The following is an 18,102-nucleotide window of genomic DNA, read 5'->3' as shown; positions in this document are numbered from 1 at the left end:
AAAGTATAAAATTAATGAATTGAAAGGGGATTTAAACATATTGCCCTTTGAAGATAAGCCAACGGAGGTAACTCGCGCTATAGCCCGGCTAACGGATCAACGACCAGCGTCCTTATTTCCTTATTCCGAAGCGTATAAAATAAAAAACAAGGCTATGGAACGGAATGTTCTTCCAGAATTGTCTTTAGAATGCAGATCGAATGACACATTTTTGTGACCTGTTAAGCGTATATTCATTGCATGCCTGATATCATTCAGCTTTTACCGGACTCCATAGCCAACCAGATCGCCGCCGGTGAAGTGGTGCAGCGCCCTGCCTCGGCCGTGAAAGAGCTGATGGAAAATTCTATCGACGCCGATGCCACCCAAATCAAACTGATCCTCAAAGAAGCGGGCAAGACCTTGCTGCAGGTGATCGACAATGGCAAGGGCATGTCGGAGACCGACGCACGCATGAGCCTGGAGCGTCACGCCACCTCCAAGATCCGCTCCGCCGAAGATCTGTTCACCCTCCATACCATGGGCTTCCGCGGCGAAGCCCTGGCCTCGCTGGCCGCCGTGTCGCAAATGGAAATGAAAACGCGTCCCCACGACCAGGAGCTGGGCACGCTTGTCGTGGTGGAGGGATCGGATGTGAAACGCCAGGAACCGGTAGCCTGCGAGGCGGGCACCAGCATCAGCGTGAAAAATCTTTTCTTCAACATCCCGGCGCGACGCAATTTCCTGAAGTCGAACGCCAACGAATACCAACACATCGTCGATGAATTTCAGCGCCTGGCACTGGCCCATCCCGAAGTAGGCTTTCAGTTGATCGAGACCGACACCCTGGAGTATGACCTGCATCCGGCCAAGCTGAGCCAGCGCATCGTCAACATTTTTGGCAAGTCCTACCAGGAGCAACTGGCGGCCTGCCAGGAGGAGACACCGCTGGTGAAGATCACCGGCTACCTGGGCAAACCCCACGGGGCAAAGAAGAAACGCGGCGAACAATTTTTGTTTGTCAACAAACGCTTCATCCGGAGCAACTACCTGAATCACGCCATCATGGGGGCCTACGCAGGCTTGTTGCCTGAAAATACATTTCCCTTCTACGTGCTTTTCATCGAGATCGATCCAAAGCACATCGACGTGAACGTGCACCCCACCAAGACCGAGATCAAGTTCGACGACGAACGGGCCGTCTATGCGGTGGTGCTGTCGGCCGTCCGCCAGGCGTTGGGCGCCCACAACCTGACACCGGCCATCGATTTCGATGCCGACGTAAATATTATTTCCAAACTGTCGCAGGCCTCGAACCAAACTCGCGAAGTCTATTTCGAAGAGCGCTTCAGTGCCGTGCCCCGCAGCAGTCGTGAAAACTGGGAGCGGCTATACGAAGGCGAGGTGCCGCCCGTACGCCTGAATGTGCCGCCGGACACCGCGCCCGTGCAAACCCTGCGTTTCGAGAGCGCCCTAAACCAACAGGCCGACGCGCCGTTGGAACAAAAAACATGTTTCCAACTTCACAACCGTTATATCGTTAAACAGGTGAAATCGGGCATGATGATCGTAGACCAGCAGGCCGCACATGAACGGATCTTATACGAGAAATTTTTGACGCAGGTAAAAAATAAATCGGCCCAAAGCCAGCAAAGCCTTTTCCCCCAGGCTATTACGTTTCCTGCGGCCGACTTTGCGCTGGTGCTGGAAATGCAACAGGAAATTGAGTCGTTGGGCTTCCGGATCGAAGTGTTCGGCAAAAATACCTTGCTGGTAAACGGTGTGCCCGGTAATATTCCGGCCAGCCGGGAGAAGGAATTGTTTGAGGGGCTCATCGAGCAGTTCAAGATCAACCAGGCCGAGCTTTCCCTGCCGTTGCGGGAAAACCTGGCCCGCGCCCTGGCCCGCCGCGCTGCCCTGAAAGCCGGACAGGTGCTGGCGCGCGAGGAAATGCAGGCCCTGATCGACAATTTATTCGTATGCTCCACCCCAAACTATGCTCCCGATGGAAAACCTACGTTTTTTATTTTTGAGTTGAATAAAATAGAAGCTTACTTTCGGTAGACTATACAGACGAAGACCAATCATTTTATTATGCTGAGACTTACTCCGGTTGTACGAAATCTGATCATGATCAACGTCCTCGTTTTTGTAGGATCGTTTCTGGCGGGCAAACTGACTCCACTCGTCGATGTGAGCGGTTGCACCTTTTCGGGCCCTGTCGATGTCATTACGGCCTATCTTTCGCTGTACAACACCCATGCAGGTTGTTTCCGACCCTACCAGCTTTTCACCTATATGTTTATGCATGGCGGTATCAGTCACATTTTTTTCAATATGCTGACCCTTGCGTTTATGGGACCGATACTGGAAAGCTACTGGGGAGTCAAACGATTCACTATTTTTTACCTGATTACCGGGGTCGGTGCCGGCTTATTCAATATTTTTGTAGACCTGGTTTTCCATGTCGGAGGCTTTGGAACTATGGTAGGCGCATCCGGTGCCATCTACGGTTTGCTGACGGCCTTCGGTATGTTGTTTCCAAATATGGAAATACAACTGCTCATCCCACCCATCCCCATCAAAGCGAAATACCTGGTGTTGCTTTTGGGTGGGCTCAGTTTTATGATGGACCCGAGCGGCAACACCGCTCACTTCGCCCACCTGGGTGGAGTGGTCTTTGGATTTTTCATCATCACCGCCTGGCGAAAGCAAGGAAATTAGTAGACGCCGCGTAGAGAATATGTTCGACGATTTTAAACACGCCTTTCAACGCTACAACAACGCACACGTGCAGTTGATCATCATCAACGTGGTGATTTTTTTGACGATGGGCGTACTGTTCCTGATCAGTGATTGGACAGGCACGGAGTGGTTCGCTAGTCTGGTGTATCGCCAGTTCTCCATACCACCCGTATTTGGTGAATTCCTGACGCGCCCCTGGACGCTGGTCACCTACATGTTTGCGCATAGCCAATGGGATATTACGCACATCCTTTACAACATGCTGGCCCTTTATTTTTTCGGCAGTCTTTTCGCCGAATATCTCGGCAGCGATAAACTGGTGTCGATGTATGTGTTGGGTGGACTGGCGGGGGCGCTGGTGTACCTGCTCATGTTCAATACCGTTCCGTTTTACATCGAACGTTCGCTTAGTTTTCCGGGAATGGTGGGTGCATCTGCTGCCGTCTTCTCGATCGTCGTTGCCGCGGCGACGCTGCTGCCGGATCATACGTTCTTTCTGATCCTCATCGGACCGGTTCGGATAAAATACATCGCCGCCTTCTTTGTCATCACTTCTTTCCTCGGCATCTCACAGGGAAACATCGGCGGTAACCTCGCTCACCTGGGTGGGGCGCTGATGGGCTTCGTCTACATCAAACAACTGCAACGCGGCAATAACCTGGGAGGCTGGGTCACCTTTCTCCTGCAGTGGATCAAAAATTTGTTTGCACCCCGCCGCAATGTGAAAGTGACCTATCGCAAAGAGACATCATCCGGTAGAAAACCGAATAAGGCTTCGGCTATCTCGCAAGCCGAGATCGACGCCATTCTCGACAAGATCTCCGACGGTGGCTATGAAAGCCTCACAAAAGAAGAGAAAGAAAAACTCTTCAACGCCAGCAAAAAATAATCGCTAGCGCACCAAAAATTCCCGGATCCCACGCACCATCTCCTGCGGTTTTTCCTCCTGCACAAAATGACCGGCATCGTCGAACTCCACGAACGTGGCGCCCGGTAACTTGGTTTTCCATTGGGCCAGTTCGGCAGGGGGAACAAAGGAATCTTTAAGACCCCAAAAGATGAGGAAACGGTTTGCATCAAACCGGTCCATGTTGTCCCACAACTGTTGCCACCAATCGTGGGCATAACTCATCTCTAACGCGAATGCATACGGCCCTTTACGGTCGCCTTTGGGCAAGGCGTCTTTATAGTGCTGATGCACTTTTTTGGTCAGTTTCTTTTTGTCGCCATACGCCGCCGGCATGATGGTGTTTACCGGCGTGTTCAAGGTATGATAAAGAAATTTGCCAACGATCGAACGGAGCACGCGCGCCGGCCGTGTATAGTGCGGCTCTGCTTTCAACGAGCGCATCCAGGTGTTGAAGAGCACGATCCGGTTCACATTTTCCGGGTGCTGCAAGGCATAGCTCATCGCGATGCTCCCCCCGAAATCATTGGCAACGATGTTGATGTTTTTCAATGCCAATTGTTGGATGAATTTCTCCAACCGCCCGCTGTGCGCTGCGCAGGTATAGAATTCGCCGGGAGGTTTGTCCGACAACCCAAAGCCCAGCAGGTCCACCGCCACGCATCGATAACTGTCCCGTAAGGCCTTGACCAGGTCGCGAAAGCCGAAGGACCATTCCGGTGTGCCATGGACAAAGAGCAGCACTTCGCCCTGGCCTTCATCGATATAGTGGAGTTCGTTCTCCTCCACCTTCAGCCAATGCGAGGTAAAGGGATACAGGGTCCGGTCCACCCAGGCTGGTGCAGTTTTCATGAGCAGGGATTTATAGGTCTATACGACGGGGCTTTCCCTAATGATACGTCCGGGCAAAGAAAGATTTCAAAGATATGATGATTTCCTCGGGATCGGTCGAATACAACACATCGCGGCTTTGCTGGTTGAAGCGAGCCAGGGTGCTGTAGTATTGGGTTTCCGTGATGTCCAGCTCCTCCATGATGGTTTCCCGCAGCGTTTGGTCGTTCACGATCGAGATGTAGGTCTTGATGCGGTCGTTCTCGTTAATGAGCTTCACCACTTTGCGCCGTTCCTTCTGGTCTCTTGAAAAATACTCCCACGGACTGGAGAAGGCATCGTGCACGGTCATTTTCTTAGGCTTGGTATGCTCGGTCCGGATGATGTCGTTCTCGCCGATGCGCGCGCCGGTGATGGTGATCTCTTTGAGGATCTTCACGCGCTCGCTCATGCGGATCAAGATGTCCTCTTCTTCAAAGATCAGGGGCAGTGTGATCGTGCGATAGCCCAGGGAGGTGAGCACCAGGGTGTCCGTGGGCAACGTGTTCACCACAAATACGCCGGAAGCGTCGGTGATGGTCCCCCGTTTGGTTCGCTTGATCATGACCTGTACCCCCGGCATCGCCGACATGGACATCGAGTCCACCACGATGCCCCGCGTTCTTTTCTGCGCCCATCCCGAACCAGCGGTGCCCGCCAGCAGGACCGTGATCAAAACGAGTTTTAGCCAACTCTCCATACGACCATTAAAAGTGCTTGTCCGAAGCATTGTTTGGGTTAGGATGCACGAAAGGCAAATTAAGTTTTATTGGCCAGTTGCCCACACGCGGCATCGATGTCTTTGCCGCGGCTTTTACGGATGCGGGTAGTGATGCCGTTCCGTTCCAACAGGTCCATATACATATTCAGGGCTTCCTCGGAAGCCTGTTGAAATTCACCGTCATCGATGGGGTTATATTCGATGAGGTTTACTTTCGAGGGGATGATCTTGCAGAATTTCAGTAGCGCCCGGGCATGCTCTTCGGTGTCGTTGATGCCTTTCCAGACCACGTACTCATAGGTCACTTTGCGCTTGGTCTTGTCATACCAATAACGCAGGGCGTCGCCCAGCTCTTCCAGGGGGTTGGTGTCGTTGATGGGCATGATCGACGAGCGGGTCTTGTCCAGCGCGGCGTGTAGCGACACGGCGAGGTTGAACTTCACCTTGTCGTCGGCCATTTTGATGATCATTTTGGCGATGCCCACCGTCGACACGGTGATGCGCTTGGAGGCCATGGCCAGTCCTTTTTGGGCGGTGATCTTGTCGATGGCCGTCATCACGTTGGCGTAGTTCAAAAGGGGTTCGCCCATGCCCATGAAGACGATGTTGGTGAGGGGACGGTTGAAGAACAACTCGGCCTGCTCGCGGATGGCCACCACCTGGTCGTAGATCTCGTCGGGGCTGAGGTTGCGCTGGCGTTTCAGGCGAGCCGTAGCGCAAAACTTGCAAGCCAGGCTGCAACCCACCTGGGAGGAAACACAGGCCGTGATGCGCTTTTCGGTGGGAATGAGCACCGATTCCACCACCATGCCATCGAACAGCGTCACGGCGTTCTTGATGGTGCCGTCGGCACTGCGCTGCATGTGGTCAACTTTGATGTGATTGATGGTAAAATGCGTTTTCAGCATGTCGCGCAGCCCTATCGAAAGGTTGCTCATCTGGTCGAAATCCTTGGCCGATTTGTTCCAGAGCCACTCATAGACCTGCTGGGCCCGGAAGGGCTTTTCCCCATGCTGCACAAAGAATTCCTTCAGCTCATCGAGCTTTAGCTTCCGGATATCGCGCTTTGCCGTCTCTACCATGGGGCAAAGGTAGGGAAAGAAGCGAACTTTTCAGGCTGGAAAAAGGGGGCCGGGGGTCATTTGAGCTTCACAAACACCTTCGTTTCGCACACCCGGGAACTGTTCGTGATGATCAGGGAGTCGCCATCGATCTTTTCCACGGAAAAACCTTCGATGATGGTATGCGATTTTTTGTCGAGGATGTAGAGGCTTTCGCCACTGTATTTATAAAGAAAAGACTTGGAGTTGTAGGCCTTTTTGTGGCTCACGATCTTGGAGCTTTCCTGGCCGGTGTTGTTGTCTTTGAATTCGATCACCTGGGGTATGGAGCCGGCCATGCCTTTCATGTCTTCCACCAGGGCTGCGGTTTCAGCGTCCTGGGGCGGCAAATCCTCTTCCACGCAGTTGCTTTGCTTGACCAACTGCCATTTGCCCACAATGGACTGGCTGTTGGCTTGGCAGTACAGGAGGGTGAAAACAACCAGGGATAGAATGGTTTTCATGGCCGTTGAGGTTTAACCAAATTTACTCAAAAATCGGGCCTCATGCTGTTGATCAGGCATTATTTTGAGCGTCGCCTTCTTTTGAAAACTCACTTTATTAGTCGAAATTTTCGACCTTCAAAATAGAACGCATGGAGAAAAGCAACGCAATCGTCATCACCGGGGGATACCTCGCCAGCAGCAATGCCAAAACCGCACACGGCTTGATCCGCGGCACCGACCGCTTCAACATTGTGGGTTTTATCGACTCAAAAAGCGCTGGCAAAGACGCCGGTGAGGTGCTCGATGGCAAGAAGCGAAACATTCCCATTTATGCGACCCTGGAAGACTTTTTGAAATCAGGACAAAAGGCGGCCTATTGCATCGTGGGCGTTGCCACCAAAGGCGGCGTGATCCCCGAATCGCTTCGGGCCGAATTGAAAGACGCTTTACAGCATGGCTTTCACCTGGTGAACGGCCTCCATGAATATGTGTCTGACATCCCCGAACTGGCCGCCTTGGCCCAGCAAAAAGGGTTGGAGATCATCGACGTACGCAAACCGAAAAAATTTAAAGATCTGCACTTCTGGTCGGGCAAGATCAAGGAGGTGAAATGTCCCAAGATCGCCGTGTTGGGAACGGATTGTGCCTTGGGCAAACGCACCACCACGCGGTTCCTGGTGGAAGCCATGCGCAAGGCAGGCTTCAAAGCCGAGATGATCTACACCGGTCAAACCGGCTGGATGCAAGGCGCCAAATATGGATTTGTGTTCGACTCGACCCTCAACGATTTCATTTCCGGTGAAATGGAGCACGCCGTCGTGACGTGCTACCACGAAGCGAAACCCGATATTATTTTTATCGAAGGACAATCGGCCCTGCGCAACCCCAGCGGCCCCGCCGGCGCGGAATGGATCGTTTCGGCCGATGCCGATGCGGTCGTGCTGCAGCACAATCCAGCGCGCAAACAATACAAAGACATGGAATATTACCCGGCCTATTTGCCTACCGTGAAAGATGAAGTGGCGCTCATAAAAATTTATGGGGCTCCCACCGTGGCCATCACGCTCAACACGGCGAAGATGACCGAACAAGACGCCCGTTCCGCTGCTGCGCAATATCAAACCGAACTGGGCATATCTGCGGTGTTGCCTTTGGAGGATGGGCTGGATAGCCTCGTTCCCATTTTTGAAGCGATGATCAAAAAGAGCGTGGCGCACGCGTAAGTTCGTTCAGTATTCAAGTGATCGACGACACCGATCCGGCATAGCAAAGACTCATTAACCAACCTAAACCGAAGCTGTTAAGCAGAGAACCTCAAAATGAAAATAAAGGACATTAAAGTATGGAGCGTCGACCTGGGCAACACCAAGCCCTATACCATCGCGTTCAAGACCGTAGATGAAGTAAAGAACGCCTTTGTAGAAATCACGCTCGACAATGGCCTCACCGGCATCGGCGCCGGCAACCCCAGCGAATACGTGGTGGGCGAAACCCTCGACCAATGCCTGGATGCCCTGCAGGAAAACAACATCGAATTCCTCATCGGCCGCGACATCCGCGAATTCAACCAACTGACCTTCGATGTGTGGAAGCGCTTTCCCGAAAATCCATCGGCGCGCGCGGCGTTGGATATTGCCCTGTATGACGTGTTCACAAAATTCCTGGACGTTCCCCTGGTTAAATTTTTAGGGCAAAAGATCAAGAAACTTCCTACATCGAATACCATCGGCATTAAGAACGTGGAGGAGACGTTGAAGGAAGCGGAAGATTATATCAAACGCGGATTCAGAGTATTGAAAGTAAAGTTGGGCCGCGATCTTATGGAAGACGTGGAGCGCATCATGAAGCTGCGCGAAAAATTCGGCCCCAACATTGTTATCCGCATCGATGCCAACCAGGGCTACACGGTGGAACAAACCATTCAGTTTTATGGACGTACCTACGACCTGGATGTGGAATTGATCGAGCAACCGCTCCCCGCAAAAGCCATCTCCGAAATGAAAAGCCTCCCCCCGGAAGTGCGCGAAAAAGTTGCCGCCGACGAGTCCCTGATCACCCCCGTCGATGCCATCGAACTGCTGAAGCCACCGAAGGCTGCCAAAATATTCAACATCAAACTGATGAAGTGCGGCGGCGTGAGCCAGGCACTCAAGATTGCCGACATCGCCCTGCACGAAGACGTTGACCTCTTCTGGGGCTGCAACGACGAAAGCATCGTGAGCATCACGGCTGCTTTGCACACGGCCTTTGCCTGCACCAACACCAAATACATCGACCTCGACGGCAGCCTCGACCTGGCCCGCGATGTGGTGAAAGGAGGATTCATTTTGAAAGACGGCTACATGTCGTGCTCGGACAAACCGGGACTGGGTGTGGAACGCATCTGAAAATCGAAAAAAAAAAGAGGCTGCCTGAGAAAATCAGGTAGCCTCTTTTTAATTTATAAATAAAACGCAGTTTTTAATTGTCCTTCCCCAGCATTTCTGCGGTTTCTTTTTTTCTGTCGATATGACCAATGCTGTGCTTTGTAAAAATGGCTTTATATTTTTCGCGATCGGAGGCCTTGATCTCTTTCCCATTGAATAGGAAACGATCATCGTCGGTAATTTGAATGCTGGTCAGCTTTTCGCCTTCTGCGAGGTAGCCATCTTTAACTAGCTGGCTTTTCAGTTCTTTGTCAAGACCATGCATTTTTTTCTCCATGGCCTTCGCCTGGTCCTCCATCGCTTTCATTTTTGGAGCGTTCACAGCTTCCCATTCTGTCATGTCGCTTTCGAACTTCTTCATCTTTTCTTCGAAGCCTTTCCAGCTTTGTTCATGGGCACGGGCCTTGTCTCCTTGGAAAGCGGCTATTTGGGCGCTTCTCTCCGCCATTTCCCTCGCTCTTTCGGCATGACGCTCGGCTTGTGCCTGAGCCATTTCAGCGTGGCGCTCAGCCATCTCCGCTTGCCGTTCGGCGAAGGCTTCTATTTGCTGAGAAAAGGCTGCGTTTTCCTGAATATTTGTTGAGATGCCGTCGAATTTGAACTGAATGTCCAGGTCAGGGATATGGATCTCTACTGGACCAACAGGTTCGACGGGTTCAACGGGCTCGACATTGAAATCAAAAGCTGGAATGGGAGGGATCGGTGGTATCTCGAAATCAAAATCGGGCATGTCAATGTCCACGTCGAAGTCATGATCGAAGTCCATGTCCATGTCGCGGTGCATGATCTCGCGCATGTCTTCGTCGCCGTCGTAGGTTTCGATCACCTTCACTTCACCCGGCTTGCCGTCTTCGTTCGTGGTGGTGATCTTTCGCATTTCGTATTTCGCCGACTTGTTCTTTTTCGTGGTGTCGGCGGCCACGGGTTTTTCCTGGTTATCCGGGTTGGCCTGGGATGCAGGATTTGTATTTCGCGATTGCACGGTGAGCCACGATGCACACATCAGTCCCACGACCAGCAGCAACACGGGGATGATGCGCTCGCGGGGCGAATAATTTTTTACAGACTTTTCCATAAGGCGTTTGATTCGGTTCAACAATTGATTTTTATTTTCCGCCAGCGAAAGTGCCACACCGGCTTTGCTGAGCCGCACTTCTTCCAGGGTGGCCAGCGCATGCGCATACGCTAAAGCATTTCCTTGGTGAAGCACGACCGCGTCGTCGCAGCAATGTTCGCGTTCCTGGCGCAGGATGCCCGAGATCATCCATACAAAAGGATTGAAAAAGAACAAAGCTTCCACGACCGACTGCAACAGGTTGACGAGGTAATCGTGACGGCGGATGTGAATGAGTTCGTGTATGAGAATACTTTCCAACTGCGTTGTGGAAAGACCGGCGCACATGCCGACGGGCAACAAGATGATGGGTTTGAGATAGCCGATCACCACCGGCGCCTGCACCATCGCCGATTCGGCAAGCCGAACGGCGCGATCGATATTGAACTGGCGGAGCAGCGTTTCCATGCGTTCCGTCCAGGGCGTATCCAACAACACGGCCTGTTGTTTTAGTTTGGTGGTGTACCACCAGCCGCCGAAAAGGCGAAGTATAAAAAGGGCGGTGCCCAGCGACCAGGCCAACACAACAAAGGGAACAATGCCATGAAGAAAATCGTAGGCCCGCGTCAGCAGTTGGCGAAGCGAGAGCGCTTCGGGAGAGGTCGATGAAAGGTCCATCCCACCAGTGAAGGAGATGGCGGCATCCTTGATCTGCGATCCGCCCGAAGGCAACAACCACAGAAAGGTGGAGGCCGAAGCCAAAAAGATCAGCAACAATCCCGCGCCGGCAAGGGCATAGCGCAGACCAGACCGTCGCGAGGGTACGCAACGCAAGACGCCCACCACCAGCATGCCGATCAGCAAAGCCTGCCACAGCGAGTGGATCACTGTGAAACCCAGGGCTTGCGCCCAGGCGCCGTCGAAGAAATGTAAAAGCGTGTTCATGATGCGCCTCCTTCCAGTTTTTCCAGGTATTTTTTGATCTCTTGCAGCTCTTCTTTGGATGATTTATTGGAGCCCAGGGCGCTCAATACCAACTGAGCAGCCGAACCCTGGAATACCGTACTGATCATCTTGTCGAGCATTTGCTGGCGCGTGTTTTCCAAAGAAGGCACGGCGGTATAAAGATGAAGCTTGCCGCTTTTTTGGCGTGTCACCAGCCCTTTTTCGTGCATGATCTGCATCAGTTTCAGGATGGTGGTGTAGCCGTTTGCCACGTCGCCACCCAGGGCTTCGTGAACATCTTTTACGGAAACAGCCTCCTTTTCCCACACGATTTGCAGGATTTCAAGCTCTTTTTCCGTTGGTTTTGGGGTGAGTGCACTCATAAATACGAATATGTTCGTAATACAATCTTAGCGATCTGTCAGATGATCTCAAAGTGTTTTACGAATTTTTTCGTATGTGGTTTAAAAAATGCCGGAAGGAGTAGAAAAAATAAGGAGGTATCGGGCCAACCGATACCTCCTTATTTTAAGGACAAACCGGTTGCTCCCCTAGTTGAAGGTGATTTTTCGGATGAGATTATTATGTTCATCGCCGACGTACAAATTGCCATCGGAATCCATAGCCAGTCCAAAGGGGAAATTAAATTGAGCCGTGGAGGCGCCACCATCGTGGTAGCCGGCCGTGCCGGTGCCGGCGATGGTCGTGACCGTTCCGGAGGAATCGACCTTATAAATTTTGTGCTTCGTGTAGTCGGTGGCGTAAAGACTTCCTTTTCCATCCCAAACCAGTCCGTAGATCTGTCCCAGATTTTTTGCCAGGGTTGTCACGTTGCCGGCGGCATCTATTTTCCGGATCGAGCCATTGACGCAGTCGCCTATATAGACATTGTCGTTTTCATCGATGGTGATGCCTCCGGGGTTGAAGAACCTGGCGTCCTTGCCCTTTCCATCGTCGGAGCCGGAATTGAGCGCCAACCCGGCGAAGGTGGTGACGTTTGCCGAAGCATCCATTTTGCGGATGATGTGTGACCAATAGTCGGTGATAAACCAGGTGGCGCTGTTTTTTGATTTTACGATGCCCGTGGGGTAAAAGAATCCCGCTCCCACACCGAAAGGTCCGGCGCCATGACCATCGCTGATATCGCCTTGTCCGTTCGTGTTTCCGGCCCAGGTCTGCACCATCAGGACCGGGCCACCGGCGGCTATTTTTCGGATCACGTTGTTTTGAGTGTCGGCCACATACACGTCGCCCGTATTTTCGTCGACGGAAATACCTGAGGGCGAATTGAATTGTGCGGTAGCAAACGGTCCGTCTACCGGCCCGGTCAGAGAGCGCGAGCCACTTCCTGCAAAAACCAAAAGTCCCGACGGGGTGAGTTTCATGATCCTGTTGTTGGCCTGGTCAGCCACAAGCAGGTTGCCGCTCACGTCGATCGCAAGGCCTCTCGGCAAATTCAGCGTAGCCGAACCCAACGGCACAGTGGACACGGTGACCGTGAGTGTCGAAAGCGGCGTGACGGTGAACACAGGTCCCTCGGCAACATCAGCACCGATACCCACCGTTATGGGTCCGGTAGTGGCCCCGTTAGGCACCGTCACTTTGAGGGTTGTCGCCGTAGCTTCCGTGACTTGCGCGGCGACGCCATTAAATTTTACAACATTGACCGACGGGTTGCTATCGAATCCTGAACCGGTGATGATAACCGGGGTGCCCGCATTTCCAGAGGCAGGATCGTAGGAGATGACTGTTAAGGTTGCCGTGACATCAAAGTGAATACCGGCGGGAGTCTTTCCATTTACCGTCACGGTGACATCGCCGCTGGTTGCGCCGGGAGGAACGGTCACCGTCAGTGAAGTAGCCGCAGCACTAGTGACGGTGGCTGTTGTGCCATTGAACTTGACGATGTTTTGTGAGGACGTTGCGCTGAAGCCGGTACCGGATAGGGTGACAGTTGCCCCAACTTTTCCAGAGGTGGGTGCGACACTGCTAAGCGTGGGGGCCGTGGGGGACAGCACGGTGAACATCGATCCGGTTACGGTTTTGTCGGCAACCTGAACACTTACCGTTCCCGTTGTGGCGTTGGCGGGGACCATGACAACTAGCTGCGTAGCAGTCGCACTCTTTACGACGGCGGTGGCACCATTGAACTTCACCTTATTCTGCGCGGCGGTTGTGCTGAATCCTGTGCCGGTGAGTGTAACATCAATGCCTGTCGGGCCCGATGCAGGGTTGATGCCCGTGACAGTGAGCGACGAAGGCTGCGTGACCGTGAATACGGGACCGCTAACCTCTTTTCCTCCCGTGGAAATTTTTACCACGCCTGTGGTTGCTGAAGCCGGGACGGTGGCGATCAATTGATTCCCGGTAGCTAGTGTGATCGTAGCGGGCACGCCGTTGAACGTAACGGTGTTGGCCGTCGTGGTGGTGCTGAAACCGATCCCGGTGATCGTGACCATGGTTCCTGCCGGTCCTTGTGCGGGCGATAGCGAGGCGATGCTGAGCGGGGCGATTTCCTCATGGTCTTTAGAACATTGATTCCATAGAGCAAGCATAACCAGGGTACAAAAGGGAAGCCATAGTTTAGCTTTTGTTTGCCGGTAGGCAAGCCGTGATGTTGCAGGTTTCATAAGTTTTGGGATAAGACACAACGATAAAGTGCCCCACTGCAATAACATTGCAGTGGGGCACTTTCGACGCCAGATGCATGGCGAATGGGGATGAAAGATCGCTAGGAGCTGTTGAACAGTAAGCTTTTTGCGAAAGGAACGCTAGGACATTTTACTGTCCATCAATTTACATTCGATATCGATTTGGCGATTCGGGGGATGATTAATGATGTGCGCTATTAACTTTCTCCACAGGGGCTTCTTTGAGCTTCTCGTTTTCTTCTTGTAAAGCCTTGATCTCTTTTTTCATTTCGATCATGTAAAGGGTCATTTCTTCCATTTTTTTCAGCAGGAGAAGATTCATATCGCCCACGTTGAGGCCATTTTGTTTCATTTGTTCTGCGGAGGGGACCTCGGCCAGGTGTTTGTTGGCCGTGATGTAGGCCTCCACTTCACCTAGTGACGGCAAGGCATAATTTTCTTCGAACACGTAGTCCGGTCCTGGGGAATTCAAATTGACCCTAACTTCTTTTGCATGGACGTCTCCATTCACGGTGAGCTTTGCGTCAAGGGTTTCGGTGCCAATGCCTACTGAACCGCCGGTCAGGTTCAACACGACGTTGTTTCCCAATTCGTTGATTCGTAGGGGCCTTCCGACGTGACTTTGCAAAAAGGCATACTCAGTATTGAGGCCAATCTGCAGATAGGTGTTGGAGTTGGTGCTGGCTATCTTAACAATGCCGTCGCCGATCGAGCTTGTCTGACCTCTGAATTCTGTGCTGCTGGTGGTGGGATTAACACTTATGAATGGACCGGTCCAGCCTGTTCCACCATAATAGTAGAGCCGGAGGAAGTGATTGTCTGAGGATGGACGCTTGGACCACTGCCAGATGCGACGGATGCCACCATAGAAACTGGCGAGATTGAGATTAGCGTAGTTATCGCTTTGTGCTTCTGCACCGATGGTGGCTTGACCTGTTGCGGGATAGTGAAGGATGCCATAGTCACCGTTGCCGCTGTCACCACTGCCACCGGGAGAGGGTAGGGCACTTCTGTAGGGTTGAGCCTGGAGATTTGAGGCCCAAAGAAACGAGCACAAAAAGGTCAATTTTACAATGCTGAAATTAATTTTCATAAAAGGATATTGTATTGTGGACAAAATAAACTGATTGGTAACAAACTGAAATTGAACCTAGGTTTGGCAACGCCGATTAAAATTTTATCCTAATGCCTATCGCGGCGGCGAATTGCCAACGATCAAAAAAACGAATTCTTTTTGTGATTTGAAATCTTAATAAGGAATTCCTAATAAAAAATCTGATCTATTTCTGGCATTTGATCCGCTCGACGGCGATTACAACGATTGAATCCGTTGTTGTCTGTCAGAAGATAATGTAATTTTTCGGCGGGTGGTTAGGGAAGAATAGAGTGAGAACGCATGTATCCAGTCAGTCACGGAAGACGTTGTTGGGAAAAAAGAAAAAACCCCGGGAACCACCCCGGGGCTTCAAACCAAACCCCTCAACCAACACATCCGCATCCCGACCGAAGCCGGGAAGGGAATCACCAATCCTTAAACCAATTACTTAACAACTTCGGCGGCCTCAAGGTTCTCAAAAACGAAATCTGTTTCGTTTTTCAGGTCAATAAAAATGACCGAGTCTTTCTGAACCTTGCCCGCCAGGATTTGTTTGGACAGTTCATTCAGGATTTCACGCTGCATCACCCGTTTTAGCGGCCGTGCCCCAAATTGCGGGTCGTAGCCCAACTTGGCCATCCGGTCGCGGGCGCTGTCTGAAATCTCTATTTTCACGCCGGCTTCTTCCAGGCGTTTAACGATCAATCCCACCTGGATGTCGACGATCTTGCGAATATCTTTCTGACTGAGTGGCCGGAACATGATGATCTCGTCGATCCGGTTCACGAACTCGGGGCGCACAGACTTCCGCAATAACGCCAGCACTTCGTCTTTTGTATCTTCGAGCACGTCGAAATAATTTTCGGGCGTAATCTTTTCAAAGTTTTCCTGGATCAGCTGCGAGCCGATGTTTGTAGTCATGATGATGATCGTGTTTTTGAAGTTGGCCACGCGACCTTTGTTGTCGGTTAACCGTCCTTCATCCAAAACCTGCAGCAGGATGTTGAACACATCGGGATGTGCTTTTTCAATTTCGTCCAGCAAGATCACCGAATACGGCTTTCTGCGAACGGCCTCTGTCAGTTGTCCACCTTCATCATAGCCCACGTAGCCGGGAGGCGCGCCAATGAGACGGCTCACGCTGTGGCGTTCCTGGTATTCGCTCATGTCGATGCGCACCATGGCGCTGTCGTCGTTGAACAAATAGTCGGCCAGCGCTTTCGACAATTCGGTTTTGCCTACACCGGTGGTTCCCATGAAGATGAACGAACCGATGGGGCGCTTGGGATCTTGCAAACCGGCGCGGCTTCTGCGCACGGCGTCGCTGAGGGCCGTAATGGCTTCTTCCTGACCGGCCACCCGTTTGCTCAACTCGTCTTCGAGGTGCAGCAATTTTTCGCGCTCGCTTTGCAGCATTTTCGAGACGGGGATGCCCGTCCATTTTGCCACCACCTCGGCAATGTCTTCGCTGTCGACTTCTTCTTTCAGCAGGTTTTTTTCACCCTGCATGGCCTTCATCTTTTCTTCGGCTTCGACCAGGCGCTTTTCGGCTTCCGTGATCTTGCCATAGCGAATCTCGGCCACCTTGCCATAGTCGCCGGCTTTCTCGGCATGTTCGGCCTCGAATTTCAGCTTGTCTATACTTTCTTTTTCCTTTTGGATGCCGTGTACCACTTGCTTTTCGCTTTCCCACCGGGCTTTTAGCGAATTGCGTTGTTCCGACAGCTCGGCAATTTCCTTGCTCAGCAAGTGTTCCTTTTCCTTATCTCTTTCACGGCGGATGGCCTCACGCTCGATTTCCAATTGCATGATCTTGCGATTGAGTTCGTCGAGTTCTTCCGGAAGGGAATCCATTTCCAGGCGTAGCTTCGATGCGGCTTCGTCCATCAAGTCGATGGCCTTGTCGGGAAGGAAGCGGTCGCTGATGTAGCGGCTGGACAGTTCCACCGCGGCGATGACGGCGTCGTCTTTGATGCGCACGCCGTGGTGAAGCTCGTATTTATCCTTGATGCCGCGCAGGATGGAGATAGAGTCTTCCACGGAGGGCTCGTCTACCATCACCGATTGGAAGCGGCGTTCCAGCGCCTTATCTTTTTCGATATATTTTTGATACTCTTTTAACGTCGTGGCGCCGATCGCATGGAGTTCGCCGCGGGCCAATGCGGGTTTGAGCAGGTTGGCCGCATCCATGGCGCCTTCGCCACCGCCCGCACCGATGAGGGTGTGGATCTCGTCGATGAACAAAATGATCTGGCCGTTGGCATCGGTCACTTCCTTGATCACGGCCTTGAGGCGTTCTTCAAACTCGCCTTTGTATTTTGCACCCGCCACCAGCAAGCCCATGTCGAGCGACACGAGGATCTTGTCTTTCAGGTTTTCGGGGACGTCACCGTCTACAATGCGTTGGGCCATGCCTTCCACGATGGCGGTTTTGCCCACGCCGGGTTCGCCCAGCAGGATGGGGTTGTTCTTTGTGCGCCGGGAAAGGATCTGCAACACACGGCGGATCTCTTCGTCGCGGCCAATCACCGGGTCGATCTTGCCTCGTTTGGCCAGGTCGTTCAGGTTTTTGGAGTAGCGTTCCAGCGATTTGTATTTTGCTTCCGCATTTTGGTCGGTCACACTGGCGCCACCGCGCAGTTCTTTGATGGCCTTGATCAACGACGACCGTTCCAATCCGGCATCTTTCAGCACGGACGAAACTTTGTCCTTAGACCCCAGCAAAGCGAGCAACAGGTGCTCCACGGCGATAAATTCATCCTTGAACTCGCGCAGCTCCTTTTCGGCATTTTGCAACACCGTGTTGCTGGCCGAAGACAAATAGGGTTGCTGCCCCTGAACATGGGGGTATGAATTCAACAGGTCCTCCAGTTTGTTGTGCAGGATGGTTTCGCTAACGTTTAGTTTTTTAAAGAGATAATTGGAAACGTTTTCGTCCGTTTCCAGGATAGCTTTCAGAATGTGCCCAGGTTCGATGGCCTGTTGCTGTTTGGCCATGGCGATCTCTGCCGACTTTTGCAGGGCCTCCTGGGACTTTATGGTAAATTTTTCGAAGTTCATAATCGTAGGTCTCCGCGTTTGCTTATCAAAATGCTAACCATATAAATGATACTGCTATTTTCGGAAATTTTGACATTTAATTAATAGCTTTAATCGCGGCAA

General features: G+C 52.1%; 14 protein-coding genes. 5 read left to right on the top strand and 9 right to left on the bottom strand.

Annotation, left to right across the window (positions count from 1 at the left end; genetic code table 11):
- Window positions 1-240: 240 nt before the first annotated feature.
- The 3 genes from mutL (at window position 241) to BUB30_RS11165 (ending at window position 3,613) form a co-directional block, all read left to right on the top strand.
- Complete coding sequence (mutL, locus tag BUB30_RS11175; protein ID WP_073133652.1) at window positions 241-2,043, top strand: DNA mismatch repair endonuclease MutL; 1,803 nt, start codon at window positions 241-243, stop codon at window positions 2,041-2,043.
- A gap of 66 nt (window positions 2,044-2,109) precedes the next feature.
- Window positions 2,110-2,703 carry a rhomboid family intramembrane serine protease gene (locus BUB30_RS11170; protein WP_245804064.1) on the top strand — a complete coding sequence of 198 codons (594 nt, stop codon included), beginning with the start codon at window positions 2,110-2,112 and terminating at the stop codon, window positions 2,701-2,703.
- Window positions 2,704-2,722: 19 nt separating this feature from the next.
- On the top strand, window positions 2,723-3,613 hold the full coding sequence (locus BUB30_RS11165; protein WP_073133650.1) for a rhomboid family protein: 891 nt from the start codon (window positions 2,723-2,725) through the stop codon (window positions 3,611-3,613).
- 3 nt (window positions 3,614-3,616) lie between these two features.
- Here BUB30_RS11165 and BUB30_RS11160 read toward each other — a convergent pair whose 3' ends face one another.
- The 4 genes from BUB30_RS11160 to BUB30_RS11145 are packed head-to-tail and all read right to left on the bottom strand — an operon-like array spanning window position 3,617 to window position 6,786.
- Window positions 3,617-4,483, bottom strand: a complete 867-nt coding sequence (locus tag BUB30_RS11160) for an alpha/beta fold hydrolase (RefSeq protein WP_073133648.1) — start codon at window positions 4,481-4,483, stop codon at window positions 3,617-3,619.
- A gap of 37 nt (window positions 4,484-4,520) precedes the next feature.
- Entirely contained in the window at window positions 4,521-5,201 is a 681-nt protein-coding gene (locus BUB30_RS11155) for a carboxypeptidase-like regulatory domain-containing protein (protein WP_073133646.1), read from the bottom strand.
- Between the two features lie 59 nt (window positions 5,202-5,260).
- Complete coding sequence (gene rlmN, locus BUB30_RS11150) at window positions 5,261-6,304, bottom strand: dual-specificity RNA methyltransferase RlmN (protein ID WP_073133644.1); 1,044 nt, start codon at window positions 6,302-6,304, stop codon at window positions 5,261-5,263.
- Window positions 6,305-6,360: 56 nt separating this feature from the next.
- Window positions 6,361-6,786: a hypothetical protein gene (locus BUB30_RS11145; protein WP_073133642.1), complete on the bottom strand. Its 426-nt coding sequence runs from the start codon at window positions 6,784-6,786 to the stop codon at window positions 6,361-6,363.
- 131 nt (window positions 6,787-6,917) lie between these two features.
- Between BUB30_RS11145 and BUB30_RS11140 the strand changes: the two genes are divergently transcribed.
- Window positions 6,918-7,991 (top strand): N-acetyltransferase DgcN family protein, encoded by a 1,074-nt coding sequence (locus tag BUB30_RS11140; RefSeq protein WP_073133640.1) that lies wholly within the window; start codon window positions 6,918-6,920, stop codon window positions 7,989-7,991.
- Between the two features lie 96 nt (window positions 7,992-8,087).
- A complete protein-coding gene (locus BUB30_RS11135; RefSeq protein ID WP_073133638.1) occupies window positions 8,088-9,155 on the top strand; it encodes a mandelate racemase/muconate lactonizing enzyme family protein in 1,068 nt (355 codons plus the stop codon).
- Between the two features lie 73 nt (window positions 9,156-9,228).
- Here the strand turns inward: BUB30_RS11135 and BUB30_RS11130 are convergent, their stop codons facing one another.
- The 5 genes from BUB30_RS11130 to clpB form a co-directional block, all read right to left on the bottom strand.
- Window positions 9,229-11,193, bottom strand: a complete 1,965-nt coding sequence (locus BUB30_RS11130; protein WP_073133637.1) for a M56 family metallopeptidase — start codon at window positions 11,191-11,193, stop codon at window positions 9,229-9,231.
- Window positions 11,190-11,576 (bottom strand): BlaI/MecI/CopY family transcriptional regulator, encoded by a 387-nt coding sequence (locus BUB30_RS11125; RefSeq protein ID WP_073133635.1) that lies wholly within the window; start codon window positions 11,574-11,576, stop codon window positions 11,190-11,192. The genes BUB30_RS11130 and BUB30_RS11125 overlap by 4 nt, the downstream gene beginning before the upstream one ends.
- 168 nt (window positions 11,577-11,744) lie before the next feature.
- Complete coding sequence (locus BUB30_RS11120; RefSeq protein ID WP_178377075.1) at window positions 11,745-13,823, bottom strand: IPT/TIG domain-containing protein; 2,079 nt, start codon at window positions 13,821-13,823, stop codon at window positions 11,745-11,747.
- Between the two features lie 202 nt (window positions 13,824-14,025).
- A complete protein-coding gene (locus BUB30_RS11115) occupies window positions 14,026-14,937 on the bottom strand; it encodes a hypothetical protein (protein ID WP_073133631.1) in 912 nt (303 codons plus the stop codon).
- Window positions 14,938-15,384: 447 nt separating this feature from the next.
- Entirely contained in the window at window positions 15,385-18,000 is a 2,616-nt protein-coding gene (gene clpB, locus BUB30_RS11110) for an ATP-dependent chaperone ClpB (RefSeq protein ID WP_073133629.1), read from the bottom strand.
- Window positions 18,001-18,102: the final 102 nt, after the last annotated feature.

The organism is Chryseolinea serpens (genome assembly GCF_900129725.1).
Taxonomy (GTDB): Bacteria; Bacteroidota; Bacteroidia; order Cytophagales; family Cyclobacteriaceae; genus Chryseolinea; species Chryseolinea serpens.
The sequence above is the reverse complement of the archived record's forward strand: the minus strand, read 5'-3'. Positions and strand labels throughout refer to the sequence as shown.